Raw genomic sequence first — 16769 nt, forward strand, 5'->3', positions numbered from 1 at the left:
GGCCGAGTGTTCGGGCCATGGCCCGAACACTCGAACCCTGCTGCTTCATGCTTGCAATCGTCATGCGTTCTTCAGGCTGCAGTTGTTGGTAACTTCTTTTTTGCATTGGCACACCTTACACGAGCAAGGTGTTGCACTTCAAATTTGATCGCGCCGGGTAAAAACAGCAATCCATCTGAACTAGGAAGGAATGGTCATGCCAACTGTCGAATTCTCCGCCGTAATTGATGGCGACGCCGATAGGATTTGGAACGTTCTTAAACGTTTCGGTAAAATCAGTGAATGGATTCCCGCCATCGCCGAAAGCATCACTGAAGGCGATCAGCCCGATGGTATGGTGGGGAGCGTTCGCCGCATCAGGCTTCAAGATGGCAGCACGTTGCGCGAACGCCTTCTTTCCGTGGATGACCGGCATCGCAGGCTATCGTATTGCATTGAAGAGTCGTTCCTCCCATTGGACAACTATGTCGCCGCCGTCATTCTTGTTCCGCTGACGGGAGAATCGCGCACCTTTATTCATTGGACGGCGAGCTTCGACCTGCGGGCAAGCGACGCCGAAGGCCAGTATGAGAAGCTCATCGCAGGGTTGTTCAGTGCAGGCAACGACAGCCTACAAGCATTCGTACGCAAGGAGCAGGCATGAACGGGTACCTGAAGCCGGTTGAACTCGGAAAGGCCTCCAGGTTGATCCATCATGGCCCCACCGTTCTTGTGTCTGCTCATCACCAAGGAGTGGACGACGTAATGGCGGTTGGGTGGGCTTGCGCGCTCGACTTCGCTCCGCCAAAGGTGACCGTAGTGCTAGATAAGGTCGCTCGTACTCGTGAGCTCGTAGAAGGTAGTGCGATCTTCGTAGTGCAAGTGCCTACAGTGGCCCAACTGCAGCTTGTTGATGCGGTGGGCACCAGCACACTGTTCAATGATCCGGATAAACTACTGAAAAGTGATGTGCATCTGTTCCACCAGGATGGCTTTGGGCACTTGCCTTTCGTAACCGGCTGTTCGGCGTGGCTCGCTTGCAAGCTAATTCCAGAGCCGCACAATCAAGAAAACTACGACCTTTTTATCGGCGAGATCGTGGGAGCATGGGCCGATACACGTGTATTTCGGGAGGGCCATTGGCATTTCCAGGATGCCGATCCGGCTTGGCGGAGTCTGCATTACATCGCAGGCGGGCATTATTACGCAACCGGCGACTCCTTCTTCGCCGCAACGGTTGAGAGCTAGATATCCTTCGAATGTAAAAAAAGACCGGTGCCCAGATCAAGGCGCACCGGTCGGAATACTCTACTCGCTAAGCGATGAGCGGGACTAGAGACGTCGCAAGACGAGGCCACATGAATGCCTTTTTTTCAAAACGTCAGCGGTTCGCTGAAAATGGCAGGACGTCCCTGTCGTGTCCTCCACTTGCGAGCAGCCGCTCGGCTGCTCCCGCAAAGATTGTCAAAGGTAGATGTTCCTCGCGCTACGGAGTGCTCGGCTCATCCCGAAAGGCCTTCCGCCTCCTTAAGTTCTGGTCGCGGCCCATCGATTAAATGGTACTGAGCCAAAATGGCGTCCTTGATTGCCCGCCTGACGATCTTACCCTGAGCGTTGCGTGGCAGTCTTTCGAAGGGCACTAGCAATCGCGGACGCTTATAGCTCGTCATGGATTCGGCTACGGCTCTCATCTGTTCCCGCCAGTTCGGAGGGGGAGACTCCACTGCCGCAAGTATGACCTCTCCCCAATACTCCGAGGGGATACCGACCACTGCGATTTCTGAGTTGCCCACGCTCCCCGCCAAAGCGCGCTCAACCTCATCGGGGGCGACCTTGTAACCGCCCGTCTTGATCATATCTGCGGCACGTCCGACTAGGCGCAAGCGGCCTTTGGCATCGATAAAGCCTAGATCGCCAGTATCGTGATATTCGCCTTGAGACATCGGCATGAAGCCGTCTCGCGTTCTGTACCCAGACATTAAGTGATGAGCTCGAACGTGTACCGTTCCTACCTCTCCGTCGGGAAGAACATTCGCATCATCGTCGCGAATCGCGACTTCCACTCCAGCAGCTGGCCATCCGACGCAAACAGCGAGTCCCTCTTCCTGATACCAATGATCCGTCTCAGCAGACTCCATCACAGTAATCGGATTAAACAGTTCGCTTTTACCATAAGTGATACGGATTACCGGTCCGAAGACCTCGCGAGCTCGGCGATACAGATGAGGGCTCAATATTGCCGTCCCGCAAAAGATCGACTTCACCGCAGCGAAGCGCCTACCTTCGGCCGCATCCACAACTTTTGCCAAGACAGTCGGCGGCATGAACGCCGCCGCACAGTCGCCACGCTCGAACATTTCCAGGACTTGCGGGGTATTCACTCCGTCCATCAGCACGACCGAACCGCCCGACGAGAGATATGCATAGGCGAGCAACGAAGCACCATGGGAAAATGGCGTCATTAAAAGCACTGGACCACTTTCCGACGGCTGATGCGGCAGGTTTGCACGAAGCAGCAGGTTGGCGATCCACCTTCCTTCCTGCGTATGTAGTGCGCCTTTTGGCGGACCAGAGGTTCCCGAAGTGAAAACAACACGTGCCGCTGCCGCTGGCTCAACCTGCGGATAGTCTGCGGGATCGAACGTTTTTGGTCCGATTGAATCTACCTCTACCACGGGGCCTTTAAATTCTGCAAAGCGCTCGACGAGATCTGCGCTGGTAAGCACGAGTTTCGCCTCGCTAACTGCCAGGCAGTGCTCCAATTCGTTCTTGCTGAGTGCAGGATTAATCGGCGCCTCAGCGAACCCCGCCATCATGACAGCATAACCCGCGGCAACCGCGTCAGAGCCGTTGCGAAACAGGGTTGCGATGGTCTCGTCTGCGCCTAACTGAAACGACCGCAGTTGGGTAGCGATTCCACTCGCCTTCGCAATAAGATCTTTATAGGTGACACGGCCACGTGTATCAATAACAGCAACACGGTCACCATAGCGCGCTGCAATTTGCGCGACGTCGTTCGCGGGCTTGAAGGACTGCATGTTTTAGACTCCCTTTGTCCGTAGGTGGGAGTCAGTATTGTTCTCGATTGAATCGACGTCACAGAGCAGATCGAATCATCACAAATGTGATCTAACGGAACCTCCGTTCTGGAATATTCTTCAGGGAATTATATTGCATTGAGCGCGACGTCAAAGTCACGCTTCAGGTCGTCAATGTGCTCCAGACCGACTGCTAGTCGAACGAGGTTCGGAACAATGTTGGCATCCCTCATTTGTGATTCTGTCATCGTGCCAGCCCACATGGCGGCCGTATGGACAACCAGCGTGTGCACTCCGCCCAGGCTGACCGCTTGGATCGCCAAACTCAATGATGCGACAAAACGGGAGGCCGCTTCAAAGCCCCCTCTAACCGCTAGCGCTATCACGGGCCCGAACCCCGTCATTTGACGCGTTGCCAAATCATGTTGGGGGTGACTACTGAGTCCTGGATAGTACACCCTCTCCACCATCGGATGTCGCTCTAACCAGGCCGCAAGTTCCAAGGCGTTGTCGTTGATGCGCGCCATACGCAATGAAAGCGTACGTACGCCCCGTAGCAGTAGCCAGCCATCCATAGGAGAGAGGACAGAGCCAAGGATGATATGCGTCGCCCAAATGCGCTCTGCAAGCGCATTGGAACAGCAGATGACGCCAGCCATCAGGTCATGGTGCCCTCCCAGTGCCTTGGTCGCGCTGTGGACGACGATGTCGATTCCAAGTGCATGTGGCTTTTGATTAATCGGAGACGCGAACGTGTTGTCGGCGACGGTTAAGATCCCTCGCGGCCGGGCCATCGACGCAATTCTTCTGAGATCGGTGAGGACGAGCGTGGGATTCGCCGGAGTCTCAAGCATGATGAGTTTCGTCTCAGCGCGCAACGATGCCTCAATGAGGTCTGCGTCGCTCTGTTCGACTAATGAGACTTCGACACCGAGTCGTGGCAGCAGCTCATCGAACAGCTTTGCAGTAGCCATATAGTGTCGAGTCTGCGCTATCAGATGGTCGCCTGCCTTAAGAAGGCTTAACGCCGTCGTGCTGATAGCGCCCATCCCGGAACCAGTAAGCAAGGCCGTTTCTGTGCCCTCCAGTTCAGCAACAATCGCGGCGACCCGATCGTGGGTCGGGTTCCCGTAGCGCGTATAGTAGGTGGAGTGGCGTGGAGTACTCGCCATCTCCACGAAGTCCGCAGCGTCTGTCGCTCTGAAGGTAGCCGAATAGTAGATCGGAGGCACAACAGAACTGCTATCGCCCTGCGCTGAGTCACCATGCAGGACGAGTGTTTCGTCGCGCCACTCCGCGCGGCTGCCGTGGACTGTTGCAGGCCTAGTGTCTTTCATCTCCACCCCTCCAATCAACTGACTATTTGACAAGACGCATCTTTCGCAGCGCATAGACCCGTCCCTCGATGTTCTCGCATTCTAACGGAATCCCTGACGATGGAAATCACAGATATTTTTGCGAAATCACGTGGAAACCAGCATTGCACACGTGTGTATTTGCGTATACCATGGCCTCATACATGGCTGACGTGCAGCAAAGTCGGTCGCATGGGGAGATCATATGTTTTCGGCTTATTACGCCTTGGGTAACTCCCGCTTCCAGGAGCGGTTCGGCGTTTCGTTTGAGGGGCTGGCGCCCGGTCAACGCTTTCTGCACCGACCGGGCATCACATTTTCCCAGCAGGAAAATGTGGATGATTCACTCAATATGCTGAACAGTGCGATGCTGCACTATGACGAGCGTTACGCGGGAGGGACCGCGTGGGAACGCCCGTTGATGGTGAGCACGTGGACACTTCAGCGCCTCATTGGCATGACCTGGAAGACCTTCGGAACTTACCGAAAACGAATTCTTTCAATGGACAGTATCGCCATGAAGGGGCCGGTGTTCGGCGGGGATACGATCTATGCAGAGACAGAAGTATTGCAGAAGACGCTGTCGAGCGCTTCTGCGTTAGTCAGGCTCCGTACGGAGGGCTACAACCAGCGCCGAGAGCAGATCGCGATCGTCGAGTACACCATTGAGATGTTCCATGAAGGTGACCTGCCCGACGCAATCCGGATTGGCGGGCAGCCAAGTGACGAACTCCGATTCCGCTCACATCGTGACAATGGTGACGGTACATATACCGAGCAGGTTGGGCTCTTCTTTGAAGACCTCGCCGAGAACGAAACCTTCGCTCACTTCCCTCGCCGTACCATCCTGCCCAGTGACCTCGCTGCGCGGGCTTATAGTGCGCTGGACTGGAGTCCTGCCAGCCATGACTTCGCTTGGGCGGAGGCCGCCGGGTTGCCTAGCAACAGTCCGCCCCAGACGTGGCTAGTAGGCCTCATAGCCGCGCTTTCGACACGAACGTTGGGACGTGTCGTGGCTAACTTGGCGTGGAATAAGGTCGAATTTCTTTCTGATGTCTTTGCAGGCGACACGGTCGAGTCTCGCTCCACCATCACGGGCACCCGAGTATCAACGTCCAGACCCAACGAGGGCATTGTTACTGTGGACACGGAGGGTATCGCGCAAGACAGCAGATGCGTTCTTCGATTTTCGAGAACGTTGCTCGTCTACCGCAAGTCCGCCCAAACCCCGTATCAGGCAGCCGGATACTAACAGCATCCCTTCGGAAATGCGTCTGTGTCAGGCGCGTTCGATTCAGGCGTCAAAATAAGGAGACAGCCATGAAAGCCCTGCTTCACTACCGTGCGAGCCCTATGTTTCAAGAGCGGCTGATGCAGAGCCGGCCTGACTGGCTAGATGTAGTCGTTGTCGATGAGGACGACCAGCCGGCTCTTCAGAAAGAGCTCAAGGACACAGACGTGTTGCTTCATGTGTTGGCGCCTGCCGACAGCACGTTGATGAGCTTTGCGCCACAACTGAAGCTGATCCAAAAGATCGGAATTGGCGTGAACACTATTGACCTGGTCGAAGCCGAGGCGCGGCGAATCAAAGTCGCGAACATGCCCGGCACAAATACTCAGGCCGTCGCTGAACTAACATTGGGCTTGATGCTCTCGACGCTCCGCAACATCCCTGTCCTAGACCGGGCTACCCGCTCAGGAGGAGGATGGACGCTCCCGGCGAGCGTGACCGACCGCCAAGGGGAAATATGTGGGAAGACAGTTGGATTAGTGGGCTATGGCGCAGTGTCGCAACGTCTTGCCCCAGTGCTCCGAGCTCTCGGCGCTGTCGTTAAGTATTTCAGTGTCGACGCTCACAACGATCCAGGCGCTACAGATTCCCTTGATGCGCTGCTGGCCCAATCCGATATCGTTTCCTTGCATTTGCCCCTTACACCAAAAACTGAACACATGGTGGACGCATCCTTCCTCGGCAGAATGAGGGCAGGCAGTCTCCTGATTAATACCGCCCGTGGCGGCCTGGTCGACGAGCCTGCGCTCCTTGAGGCACTACAAAGCGGACATCTGCGTGGGGCTGGACTCGATGTCTTGGAGCAGGAGCCTATCAAGGCATCCAACCCCCTGCTAACGCTCGATAGCGTCGTCGTCACGCCGCATTTGGCTTGGTTTACCGCCGAGACCGTGCAGCGAAGCCTTGATGTTGCCTTCGAGAATTGCAAACGCCTAAAAGAAGGCGAACCGCTCCTCTTTTCCGTCTAGGACGACAGATCAGTAGGCAGTGAGCTTACCGGCCTGAATGCACACGTGTGCCACTCCTCCCGACGAGTCAAGCCAATTCTTTCTTGGCAACCGGTATCGGGGCGACCTAGCCGACCGGGAACTTAAGTCGTCTACTGATGAACTGCATCAAACGGAGATCTTTATGTTGTTGCCAAATCAATTGCCACTCCGCGATATCGTCGTTATTGAACTCGGTCATAGCGTCGCGGCGCCGTTCGCGGGGCAAATATTCGCCGATCTTGGCGCCACTGTTATTAAGGTTGAAAAGTCTTCTGGCGATGATGCACGAGGGTGGGGGCCGCCGTTCTGGGAAGGAGCCGCATCCTTATTTCAGACCTTAAACCGCAATAAGCAGTCAGTGGTTTGCAATCTTCGCGATGCCCAGCAATTGCTCGCGCTTAAGCGGTTGATTCACGAAAGTGCGGACGTAGTGATTCAAAATCTCCGGCCCGGCCAAGTCGCGAAGCTAGGCGTGGACGCTAAAACACTGCGCGCCGAGAAGCCGGAACTCATTTATTGCAACATGGGCGCTTTCGGTAACAAAGGTCCACTAAAGGATCACCCAGGATACGACCCGCTGATGCAGGCCTTTGGCGGCATCATGAGCACCACGGGCGAGCCCGGCCAACGATCCGTGCGCGTGGGCCCATCCATCGTCGACATGGGCACCGGAATGTGGGCTGCAATCGGGGTGCTGACGGCGCTCTATCAGCGCAAGTCGAGCGGCAGCGGCGCCGACGTCGACGTATCCCTGTTCGAAACCGCTGTGTCTTGGATGTCGGTATTTGCCTGTCAATACATGTCTTCCGGTGAAGTTCCGGGCAAAAGTGGCTCTGGCTCGGCCAGCATTGTGCCTTACAAGAGCTATCTGACGGAGGATGGCGAACTGGTCGTGGCGGCCGGTAACGACGCCCTCTTCCAAAAGCTCTGCGTTGTAATTGGGATGCCAGAACTCGCCAATGACCCACAGTACATCGACAACAAGAGTCGAGTCCTGAATCACAAAGCGCTTTATGCTATTTTGGATCCGGTTTTCCTGCAGCGACCGTCCGATGAGTGGGCGTCGATCCTTGAGACTGCGGGAATCCCATGCGCCCCGGTTAATGACACCGCCGAGATGGTAAATCATCCGCAAACGGCAGAGCTGGGACTAATTGCTCCTGTGCCGGGGACGGAGATGCGCATGGTCGGCTTGCCAATCACCTTGAATGGTGAACGTCCAACTCCCTACCGCGCTCCGCCTGTGCTGGGTGAGCACACAGAGCAACACCTTTTCTCAACTGCCGCAGCCGCCGATTGAAGGCGCGTAAGCGACGACTCAATGACTTCTGGAATTGACGTTATGGAAACATACACCGAAGAGTTTGGCATGGCGGTCGAGGAAGATTTCCCAGAAATCCGCGACAGCATACGCCGCATTTGCGATCAGTTTGGCGGCGAGTACTGGCGCGCTCTTGACGAGAAAGAAGCTTATCCAAGTGAGTTTGTGACCGCACTTACGGAATCGGGATATCTTGGAGCGCTGATTCCTGAGGAGTATGGTGGTAGCGGGATGCCTTTGCGCGCAGCAGCCGTGATTCTTGAGGAGATTCACGCAGCAGGTTGCAGTGCCGGCGCGTGTCACGCTCAGATGTACACAATGGGAACGGTTCTACGCCATGGAAGTGCGGAACAAAAGAATAAGTATCTCCCCGCCATCGCCTCCGGTGAACTTCGTCTGCAAGCCTTCGGAGTAACAGAGCCTACTACCGGCACGGATACGACAAAGCTAAAGACGCGAGCGGTCCGTGAAGGCGATAGCTATGTCATCAACGGTCAAAAAGTATGGACGTCGCGTGCGCTGTTTTCTGACCTGATGCTATTGCTGGCGCGAACGACGCCTCTGGATCAAATCAAGAAGAAAAGCGACGGTCTGTCCGTCTTCCTTATCGACATGCGAGAGGCACGTGGCAACGGGCTAACAATCCAGCCGCTTAAAGCCATGGTCAATCACAATACGACCGAGGTTTTCTTCGACAATCTGAGGATTCCAGCCGACTCTCTCATTGGCGAAGAGGGAAAAGGTTTTAAGTACATTCTTGATGGAATGAACGCGGAACGAATCCTTGTGGGTTCAGAAGCCATCGGCGACGCAAAATGGTTCACGAAAAAATCCGTGGCCTACGCGAGTGAACGTACAGTCTTCGAGCGGCCTATTGGCCAGAACCAAGGCATTCAGTTCCCCATTGCTCGAGCGCATGCACAGACAGTGGCGGCCGAGCTCGTGCTTCGTAAGGCTGCAGCATTGTATGACGCGCACAAGCCCTGCGGCGATGAGGCGAACATGGGAAAAATGCTTGCGTCAGAAGCCTCTTGGGCAGCTGGCGAAGCCTGCATGCAAACGCATGGGGGCTTCGCGTTCGCGAGAGAGTATGACATCGAACGAAAGTGGCGCGAAACCCGCCTGTTTCAGATCGCTCCGGTCTCAACTAACTTGATCCTTTCCTACATCGGACAGCACATGCTCGGCATGCCGCGTTCGTTCTGATCCGCGATCACTCTGACCCAGGAGAACTACATGGTCGCATTGACCCAGTCATTGGCCTCCTATATCCACGCTCCCGACTTCGGCCCGGATGAAGATCAGGCCCTGTCGATGGCGCAGCAAGGCGTCTTGGACTCGATTGCCACTCTGTACGCGGGTTCGGGCGAAGAAGTCGTGAGAATAGTCTCGAGCCAGTTCAGCACCGTCGATCGTGAAGACGTGCGAGCGGCGCCCACGCCGTTCTCCGGACACCACTTCAAAGCAGATGAAGCTGCTTACGTTATTGGAGTTGCAGCACACGCACTTGACTACGATGATGTTGCACTGTCCGGTCACCCGAGCGCTGTCCTGATGCCGGCAATCCTTTCGCTCTGCTACAGCAGGAACCTGGGAGGGCTTGAAGCGCTTCGTGCGTACGTAGTCGGCTATGAGGTATGGGCCGAACTAGTGGCACGTGACAAGGATCAGTATCATACCAAGGGCTGGCATCCAACCAGCGTATTCGGAACGGTCGCTGCCACATCCGCATTGGCGTACCTTGAGCGCCTAAGCATGCCGCAGATACAACACGCCCTTGGAATTGCTGCCAGCATGGCGTCGGGGCTAGTCGCAAATTTTGGCTCCATGACGAAACCGTGGCAGGTTGGCCGTGCGGCCTCTTCTGCATTTTCAGCGGTCGGGCTTGCGAAGGCGGGCCTCACCGCTAGCACCGACGTTTTAGAACATCCGGCTGGATTTCTCAACGCTATTTCCCCCAGAGGGGGCGTGGATCTCGCTCGTCCATACATTATCGGGAAGCCACACATTGTAGAGCATGGGCTGTCAATCAAACGCTATCCGGTCTGCTACGGGAGTCACAGGGTTATTGATGGCGTTCTTCAGCTCATTACAGCCGCTGATATCCGCCCGCCCGAAGTCGTGAAGGTAGTCGCGACTATAGGAACTGGACAAGCATCAATGTTGCGCAATCACGCTCCAATGAGCGCACTCGAGGCAAAGTTCAGCTTGGAGTTCGCGGTGGCATCGGCAATTTTGGCCGGGAACGTCGGCCTTGCGGAACTAACCGATGATTTCGTGCGACGTGTCGATATCCAACACTTGGTCACGAAAACAGTCACTGATCTGACCTCGGATCCGTGTCCGATCGACAATGCGTTCTCGTACAAAGACCGAGTTGTCATATACACCGAGAATGGACGTCTTCACGATTCCGGCGATATACGCTTCGCAAGAGGACACAGCAAAAATCCCATGTCTGACACGGAGCTACGGACAAAGTTTTTGGATTCTCTTTCCTACTATACGAGTCTGAACGACACAGACCCTACGTATGGCGAGCGCTTGTATCAAAAGATTGTCGACCTTCGATCGATGAAAACTATTCGAGACCTTTGGACCTAACGCCCTTATCTCAGGAAACGTCGAAGTCGCATCCTCGTATGCGGTCCATTAACGACGTCCCGGGGCGAAATTCGTAACTGATGCTGCGTGTCCACGTGGACACCTCGCATCAGAGTGTATGAGAGAGAAACGAGATTTGCCTAGCCGATCGGTGACCGCCAGGGAACGAGATGGTCGTCGCGAATACGACGATACTGCTCACGATGAGCTTGTGCGGCTTGGTCTGCAGCCTGGCGTCTTGATCGCGAGGACGGCAATGGAGCACGAACTCGATTTGGACGTGCTTCGCAGTTGGATCGCGCGGTATGAGAAGGCCGAAGCCCAAGTAGAGCACGAGCGGGCCGCCAGAACGCCGACTGTCACCGAGGGCGTCTACATCGACATTGCGAGCGCACCGTCGGCGTTTGTTCCGGTCGCGTCGACTGCGGCTTCACCGGTGACACTGCCACCAACACCGTCGGCTCAGGTTCCTTCGATGGCGCTCTCGTTGTACGTGCGTCTTTCGAACGGTGTCGAATTTGATCTCGGTGAGGCGAGCATCGACGATCTGACCACGGTGATCCACGTGCTCGGGAGGGCGCCGGGTTCCGGGTTCGATAAAGATCTGGGGGTGTACCCGTCACATCTTCGAGATCCGTACGATCGCCACACCGTGATGTTGAAATAGGATGGAGAAGGTTATGGCAAATGCAGGAAGATCACTGAGAACTATGGTTCAGGATTGGCTGGCACCCGATCCCAGGAGAGGGTTTAGAGTCAGTCACGTTGGACGGTCCAAGCACGGGCGCTACGTTTGTGTCGTCGCAGACAATGGGACGGGATCAAGGGCGATGTTCTTTTTTCGCCACAGTGATGGGTCATGGCGAATCTTCCCACCGGAGCTCGAAAGACCAGCTATGCAGGTTGCGCAACTTGCCTGAACGGCGGAAGCGCAAATCAATTGACCGACGGAGTTCCTGATCCGGGACCGTGCTCCGTTCCGTTCATCGTTGCCTCGTTGCAGGGATGCGATGACCCGACCGATAATTCAAGACGTCTTGTGTGTACGCGATCCATTGACGACACCCCTCAGAGTAAGGGCGCGGTTCTCATGAGATGTGGTACAGGGCTCAGTCAGCGGAGATCGATGGGCATCTTCCAGGGCAAGAGCGCGTCGTAGTCGTCGACGGTCTGTGCCAGCGGGAGACGCTGTAACAGCCAGGTGAGATAGCGATACGGATCAATGCTGTTCGCCTTGCAGGTTTCGACCAGTGAGTAGAGATTGGCGCTCGCGTTTGCGCCATCGACGGTGTCAGCAAACAACCAGCCGCGGCGTCCCAGGCAGAACGGGCGAATGGAATTTTCGCAAGGGTTATGCCGACTCCCCGGTTATGCCGCGTCATGAATCCACGCACACAACGGTTGGGCGGATCTCTGTTCCCGGTCGCTCGGATTGTCGGCATTATCAGAGAGCCTCCAGGAAGGCGAGCAACGGATCTGGAGGTTTGTAGCGTGTCGGCGCGACGCCGCTCGCCGTGGCGTGCGCGAGCGCGCGTTCCTTGAGTTGCATGTCAGCGTGCAAGTAGATCTGAGTAGTCTCGGAGGACTCGTGACCGAGCCAGAGCGCGATCACGGTTAGGTCGACGCCGTGATGCATCAGGCTCATCGCGGCCGTGTGCCGAAGGGTGTGAGGCGTTATCGATTTTTTCTTCAGCGAGGGGCACGAGAGACGCGCGATTTCGGCGTTGCGCGACACGAGTCGCTGAAGAGCATCGGCACTGAGATGACCACCACGCGAACTGGGGAAGACCGGATCACCTGGTTCGCCTGGTTGATACAGCAGCCATGCTTTCAGGACTGCAACGACATCCGGTCGCAGAGGAGTGCATCTCATCTTTCTGCCTTTGCCTAGGCAACGGACGTGGGCGCCTGTCCCGAGCATCACATCCTGGCGCCGGAGAGTGGTCAATTCGCTGTTGCGCAGACCCGTTTGAACCGCTACAAAAAGCAGCGTTCGGTCGCGGTTGCCGATCCACGTTCGTACGTCAGGCGCCCCTACCAGAGCGGCGGCCTCGCTCTCAGTCAGAAACTCAACAGGGCCGTGCTCGCAGCGTTTAGATGGAATTGCAAGAATGCGCTGACACTGCAGAAACAACGCAGGCTCGCTGACCGCGACGAACCGGAAGAAGGCATGCAGGGCGGCAAGCCGCGTGTTGCGTGTTCGCACCGAATTGCCTCTGCCGCGTTCGAGATGCTGCAGGAATTCCTCGATCAACGACACGTCGAAGTCCTCGATTCGCAGCTTTGACGGCGCGCGCCCCATATGCTTCGTGGCGAACGCTAGCAGCAGCCGGAACGTGTCACGGTAACTTGCCACCGTATGCGAACTCAGACCTTGCTGCTCGAGCAGGCGCTGGGTAAAAAACCGCTGAACGAGGGATGGGAGGCCGGCGGCGCTCACGGCCGTTCTCCCGGATAGTCCTTGTCGAGATAGGCTGCCGCGAGTTCAAGCAACTCAGGAACCGCTTCGATGTACCAGTACGTAAGACCGATGTTGACATGCCCGAGGTAGGTGGCAAGTTTCGGCAATTCTCGACTTACGTCCAGACCGGCGCGATACCATTCGACCAGCCTTCCAGTCGCGAAGCTATGCCGGAAGTCCTGGAGGCGCGGGCCGTAACCATCGCGCCCATTCTCTGTCGCCGATCGCAGACCGATCGCGCGCGACATTCTGACGAACATGCTTCGCACAGTGCAGGCCTTCAGCCGGTTGCCGCGCTCACTAACCAGGAACGCCTCGCTCAATCGTAAAGGATAGACTTTATCGCGCTTCTGGGCATAGTGTTCGAGTGCCAACCGGGTCGACTCTTGTACAGGAACAAAGCGAGACTTGCCGCTACGCCGCTAGCGGCGTAGTTTTAACTATGCCGCATTGTAAACTATGCATCGAGATGCACAAGCAGAGCGCTAACCCAAGGGCAATGAACGAAATCCGCTCGGCATCGTCTGACTCGTATTAGACCGGCTTTTTAAAGAGGCGCAGGTCATGGATAAGTTGTACCCGAAAGCGCGGTCGCACTCGCTCGATGCACCAGATGGCCCGCTTGCTGAACATCTTGCTGTATTCGAAGGTCTGCTGACTAATCAAGGTTATGCGCAGGACTCCGTTCGCAGACACCTGCTTCTTGTTGCCGATTTCAGCGTGTGGCTCAAGCGCAAGAAAATCTTGATCGAGGAAGTGACTCACGAAACCGCGCTGCGCTATCTGCACTACCGAGCACACTACCGATGTCATCGCAAAGGCGAAGGATATGCGCTTAGATGCTTTGTGCAATTGCTGCAAAAAAATGGAATCGTTGCAAGAGACGCGCCCGTCGCGCAGACACCAGCTGAAAAACTGGTAAACGAATACGCTCTGTATCTGCACCACGAACGAGGCTTGGCAGCCACGACGATAAGGAAATATCGGTGGTGTGCGCATTTGTTTTTGACCAGGCAATTCGGTGACGGGACGGTGCGGCTCTCGGATCTCAGTGCCCGAGAAATCCTCAACTTTGTTCGGCATGAGGCCGCTGAACATGCCGCGCGAGCGCAAGCGATGACAATGGTGTTGCGCTCGTTTTTGCGGTATGCGCGTTATCGAGGCTTTATCAAGTTTGACCTCGCTGCGGCGATCCCATGGGTCGCCCACTGGTCAATGGCGTCAATCCCCAAAGCGATATCCCCTGAGTATGCCAAGCGAGCGTTGGCCAGTTGCGACCGCCGTCGCCCCATCGGCCGCCGGGATTATGCGATTCTGCTCCTCCTTGCCCGCCTGGGATTGCGCGGCGGCGAGGTGGTTTCCTTGACGCTGGATGATATCGATTGGGAAACCGGCACGTTGAACGTTCACGGGAAAGGCGGCCAGGAGTCGCCCTTGCCATTACTCGCGCCGGTGGGTGAAGCGATCGCCGACTACCTAAAAAACGGTCGCGGCGATTCTGAGAGTCGCAGTGTCTTCCTGCGTATAAACGCGCCGATTCGTGGCTTCAGGACGTCAAAAGCGGTAAGCAATGTAGTCAGATACGCTTTGGAGCGGGCTGGTATCGATTCGCCGAGAAAAGGAGCTCATCAATTCAGGCATGCGCTAGCGACGCAGATGCTGCGTCAAGGATCCTCGCTGGCCGAGATTAGCGAAATCTTACGCCACAAAAGTCCTGACTCAACGAGGATGTATGCGAAGGTCGATCTGGATTCACTGCGAATCTTGGCGCCCCCATGGCCGAGCACCCGATCATGAGTACGCTGCGCAAGTCAATGGAAGAGTACCTGACGATGCGTCGTCGTTTAGGATTCAAACTCCATGAAGCAGGCCAACGGCTGGAAGACTTCGTCCGCTTTATGGAACGGCGTCGGGCCTCTCACATTAGCGCGTCACTGGCGTTGAAGTGGGCGCAAAAATCTCCGTCGGTCCAACCAGTGATCTGGGCTCAGCGACTAGGCGTGGTGCGTGGGTTTGCACTCTATCTGAGTGCCTTCGATCCGCATACGGAGATTCCATCGGCCGAATTGCTGCCGCACCGGTATCATCGGCGCGCTCCCTACCTTTACACCGAAGAGAAATCCCAGAAAATATTGGCAGCCGCGCTGGCCCTTCCTCCCGCATCGGGGATCCGGCGGTGGACTTATTTTACCCTGATAGGCTTGCTAAGCGTCACGGGATTGCGACCCGGTGAAGCGGTCAATCTGGAGCTGGAAGACATTGACTTGAAAGAATGCATACTGACGGTGCGGGGAAGTAAATTTGGAAAGTCGAGGTATGTTCCCATTCATTCCTCCACCCGAGATGCACTTGCAAACTATCTTCGACGCCGTGAGCGATGTCTTGTGGGGCGCCCGGAAACCCATTTGTTCATCACTTCACAAGGCAAGCCTCTCAGTGGAGATATGATCTCCCATACATTTACGGCGCTCACACGGAAAATCGGTCTTCGAGATTCAACAATGCACGCTCCGCGGCTGATTGACTATCGCCATTTATTCGCGGTTACGACGCTGGCGAGATTAGACCGATCGGGTAAGGACCCGGAGCGTTGGTTACCAGTGCTGTCGACCTTCCTCGGGCACCAGTGGGCGAGCGCGACATACTGGTATGTAGAGCAGCACCCAGAGCTCATGCGGCAGGCGATGAAGCGCCTGGAACTCCGCTGGAAGGATGTGTCATGAAATCTACCGTCAGTTTCCCAGCATTAGTGCAGCGGTTCTTTACGGAACGTCTCATGCAACAGCGGCAGGCCAGTCCGCACACCATCAGTTCCTATCGGGACTCGTTTAGGCTGCTGCTGCGATTTGCCTACAAGCGTCTGCACAAACGGCCGGATCATCTGGCATTTGAGGACATCAATGCGCCACTTGTGACGGCGTTTCTGAATGATCTTGAGAAGACCCGGGCCATCAGCGCCCGCACCCGAAATCTGCGCCTGACGGCGATCCGCTCCTTCTTCCGGTACGCGGCGTTCGAGGCACCCGTGTATTCCGCGCAAATCCAGCGCGTGCTGTCGATGCCCGGAAAGCGCTACGATCGCAGGCTCATTCACTTTCTGACGCGGCAGGAAGTCAAGACGCTGCTTGCCGCACCCGATACGCGCACCTGGTGTGGTCGCCGCGATCATGCTTTACTCCGACTCGCGGTGGAGACCGGACTGCGTGTATCGGAAATGACCAGCCTCACATGCGAGGATGTGACTCTCGGCGCAGGCGCGCACGTTGATGTCGTGGGTAAAGGTCGAAAACAGCGCGTTACTCCCTTCAGCAAGCAGACTGCCGTTGTACTCAAAGCCTGGATGAAAGAGCCTCGCATCCCTCTCGAAGACGCGCTGTTTCCAAGCGTTCGAGGGGGGCATCTCAGTCCGGACGCGGTGCAACGTCTCCTGAAAAAGTACACCGCCCAAGCTGCCAAGGGATGTCCTTCGCTGCGAAAAAAACGAGTGACGCCGCACGTGCTAAGACATACGGCAGCCATGGAACTGTTGCAAGCCGGCGTGGATCCATTCAACATTGCCCTGTGGTTGGGCCATGAATCGCTCCAGACAACCCAGATGTACCTGGATGCTAGTCTGGAGCTGAAGGAAAAAATACTTGCCAATGTCGGACCACATGATGGCAGGCCTGTGCGATACCGGCCTGACAGTAAGCTCGCGACGTTTCTCAAAGGTCTTTAGCTGTTAAAACTAT

Annotated in this window: 15 protein-coding genes and 2 pseudogenes; 11 read left to right on the top strand and 6 right to left on the bottom strand. The window is 56.1% G+C overall.

Features of this window, described 5'->3' with window-relative positions:
- The coding region (locus tag HWY30_RS32150) for a helix-turn-helix domain-containing protein (protein ID WP_176078980.1) at positions 1–106 on the bottom strand (106 nt) is incomplete at its 3' end.
- 90 nt (positions 107–196) lie between these two features.
- Between HWY30_RS32150 and HWY30_RS32155 the strand changes: the two genes are divergently transcribed.
- Positions 197–643, top strand: coding sequence for an SRPBCC family protein (locus HWY30_RS32155; protein WP_090812619.1), 447 nt, complete (start codon positions 197–199; stop codon positions 641–643).
- The gene (locus HWY30_RS32160; RefSeq protein ID WP_090812344.1) at positions 640–1227 is read left to right on the top strand and encodes a flavin reductase family protein; all 588 of its coding nucleotides are present in this window, start codon (positions 640–642) and stop codon (positions 1225–1227) included. Before HWY30_RS32155 ends, HWY30_RS32160 begins: the two co-directional genes overlap by 4 nt.
- 254 nt (positions 1228–1481) lie before the next feature.
- Here the strand turns inward: HWY30_RS32160 and HWY30_RS32165 are convergent, their stop codons facing one another.
- Together HWY30_RS32165 and HWY30_RS32170 are read right to left on the bottom strand one after the other, a co-directional pair.
- Positions 1482–3017: a class I adenylate-forming enzyme family protein gene (locus HWY30_RS32165; RefSeq protein WP_090812345.1), complete on the bottom strand. Its 1536-nt coding sequence runs from the start codon at positions 3015–3017 to the stop codon at positions 1482–1484.
- 128 nt (positions 3018–3145) lie between these two features.
- On the bottom strand, positions 3146–4354 hold the full coding sequence (locus HWY30_RS32170) for a trans-sulfuration enzyme family protein (RefSeq protein ID WP_090812620.1): 1209 nt from the start codon (positions 4352–4354) through the stop codon (positions 3146–3148).
- Between the two features lie 223 nt (positions 4355–4577).
- Here HWY30_RS32170 and HWY30_RS32175 point away from each other — a divergent pair, with 223 nt between their 5' ends.
- From HWY30_RS32175 to HWY30_RS32200, 6 genes are all read left to right on the top strand, one after another.
- The gene (locus tag HWY30_RS32175) at positions 4578–5624 is read left to right on the top strand and encodes a hotdog family protein (protein ID WP_090812346.1); all 1047 of its coding nucleotides are present in this window, start codon (positions 4578–4580) and stop codon (positions 5622–5624) included.
- Between the two features lie 68 nt (positions 5625–5692).
- Positions 5693–6631, top strand: a complete 939-nt coding sequence (locus tag HWY30_RS32180; protein WP_167368844.1) for a 2-hydroxyacid dehydrogenase — start codon at positions 5693–5695, stop codon at positions 6629–6631.
- Positions 6632–6794: 163 nt separating this feature from the next.
- Positions 6795–7952, top strand: coding sequence for a CaiB/BaiF CoA transferase family protein (locus HWY30_RS32185; protein WP_090812621.1), 1158 nt, complete (start codon positions 6795–6797; stop codon positions 7950–7952).
- 42 nt (positions 7953–7994) lie between these two features.
- Complete coding sequence (locus HWY30_RS32190; protein WP_090812348.1) at positions 7995–9179, top strand: acyl-CoA dehydrogenase family protein; 1185 nt, start codon at positions 7995–7997, stop codon at positions 9177–9179.
- 30 nt (positions 9180–9209) lie between these two features.
- Complete coding sequence (locus HWY30_RS32195) at positions 9210–10577, top strand: MmgE/PrpD family protein (RefSeq protein WP_090812349.1); 1368 nt, start codon at positions 9210–9212, stop codon at positions 10575–10577.
- A gap of 118 nt (positions 10578–10695) precedes the next feature.
- Positions 10696–11244, top strand: coding sequence for a transposase (locus tag HWY30_RS32200; RefSeq protein ID WP_244145088.1), 549 nt, complete (start codon positions 10696–10698; stop codon positions 11242–11244).
- 446 nt (positions 11245–11690) lie between these two features.
- Here the strand turns inward: HWY30_RS32200 and HWY30_RS32205 are convergent.
- From HWY30_RS32205 to HWY30_RS32215, 3 genes and pseudogenes are all read right to left on the bottom strand, one after another.
- Positions 11691–11933 (bottom strand): annotated as a pseudogene (locus tag HWY30_RS32205) (transposase domain-containing protein); the annotation flags it as partial.
- Positions 11934–12021: 88 nt separating this feature from the next.
- Positions 12022–13017 carry a tyrosine-type recombinase/integrase gene (locus HWY30_RS32210; RefSeq protein WP_090812350.1) on the bottom strand — a complete coding sequence of 332 codons (996 nt, stop codon included), beginning with the start codon at positions 13015–13017 and terminating at the stop codon, positions 12022–12024.
- Positions 13014–13442: pseudogene (locus HWY30_RS32215) on the bottom strand (tyrosine-type recombinase/integrase); the annotation flags it as partial. The pseudogene HWY30_RS32215 and the gene HWY30_RS32210, both read right to left, overlap by 4 nt.
- Before the next feature lie 160 nt (positions 13443–13602).
- Here HWY30_RS32215 and HWY30_RS32220 point away from each other — a divergent pair.
- From HWY30_RS32220 to HWY30_RS32230, 3 genes are read left to right on the top strand one after another with little or no spacing between them, the layout of a single operon-like run.
- The gene (locus HWY30_RS32220) at positions 13603–14835 is read left to right on the top strand and encodes a site-specific integrase (RefSeq protein WP_176078981.1); all 1233 of its coding nucleotides are present in this window, start codon (positions 13603–13605) and stop codon (positions 14833–14835) included.
- Complete coding sequence (locus tag HWY30_RS32225; RefSeq protein WP_090812623.1) at positions 14832–15761, top strand: tyrosine-type recombinase/integrase; 930 nt, start codon at positions 14832–14834, stop codon at positions 15759–15761. Before HWY30_RS32220 ends, HWY30_RS32225 begins: the two co-directional genes overlap by 4 nt.
- Positions 15758–16756 carry a tyrosine-type recombinase/integrase gene (locus HWY30_RS32230; RefSeq protein ID WP_176078982.1) on the top strand — a complete coding sequence of 333 codons (999 nt, stop codon included), beginning with the start codon at positions 15758–15760 and terminating at the stop codon, positions 16754–16756. The genes HWY30_RS32225 and HWY30_RS32230 overlap by 4 nt, the downstream gene beginning before the upstream one ends.
- The last annotated feature ends 13 nt before the right edge of the window (positions 16757–16769 follow it).

The sequence above is a fragment of the Paraburkholderia tuberum STM678 genome (assembly GCF_902833905.1).
In the GTDB taxonomy this organism is placed as follows: Bacteria; Pseudomonadota; Gammaproteobacteria; order Burkholderiales; family Burkholderiaceae; genus Paraburkholderia; species Paraburkholderia tuberum.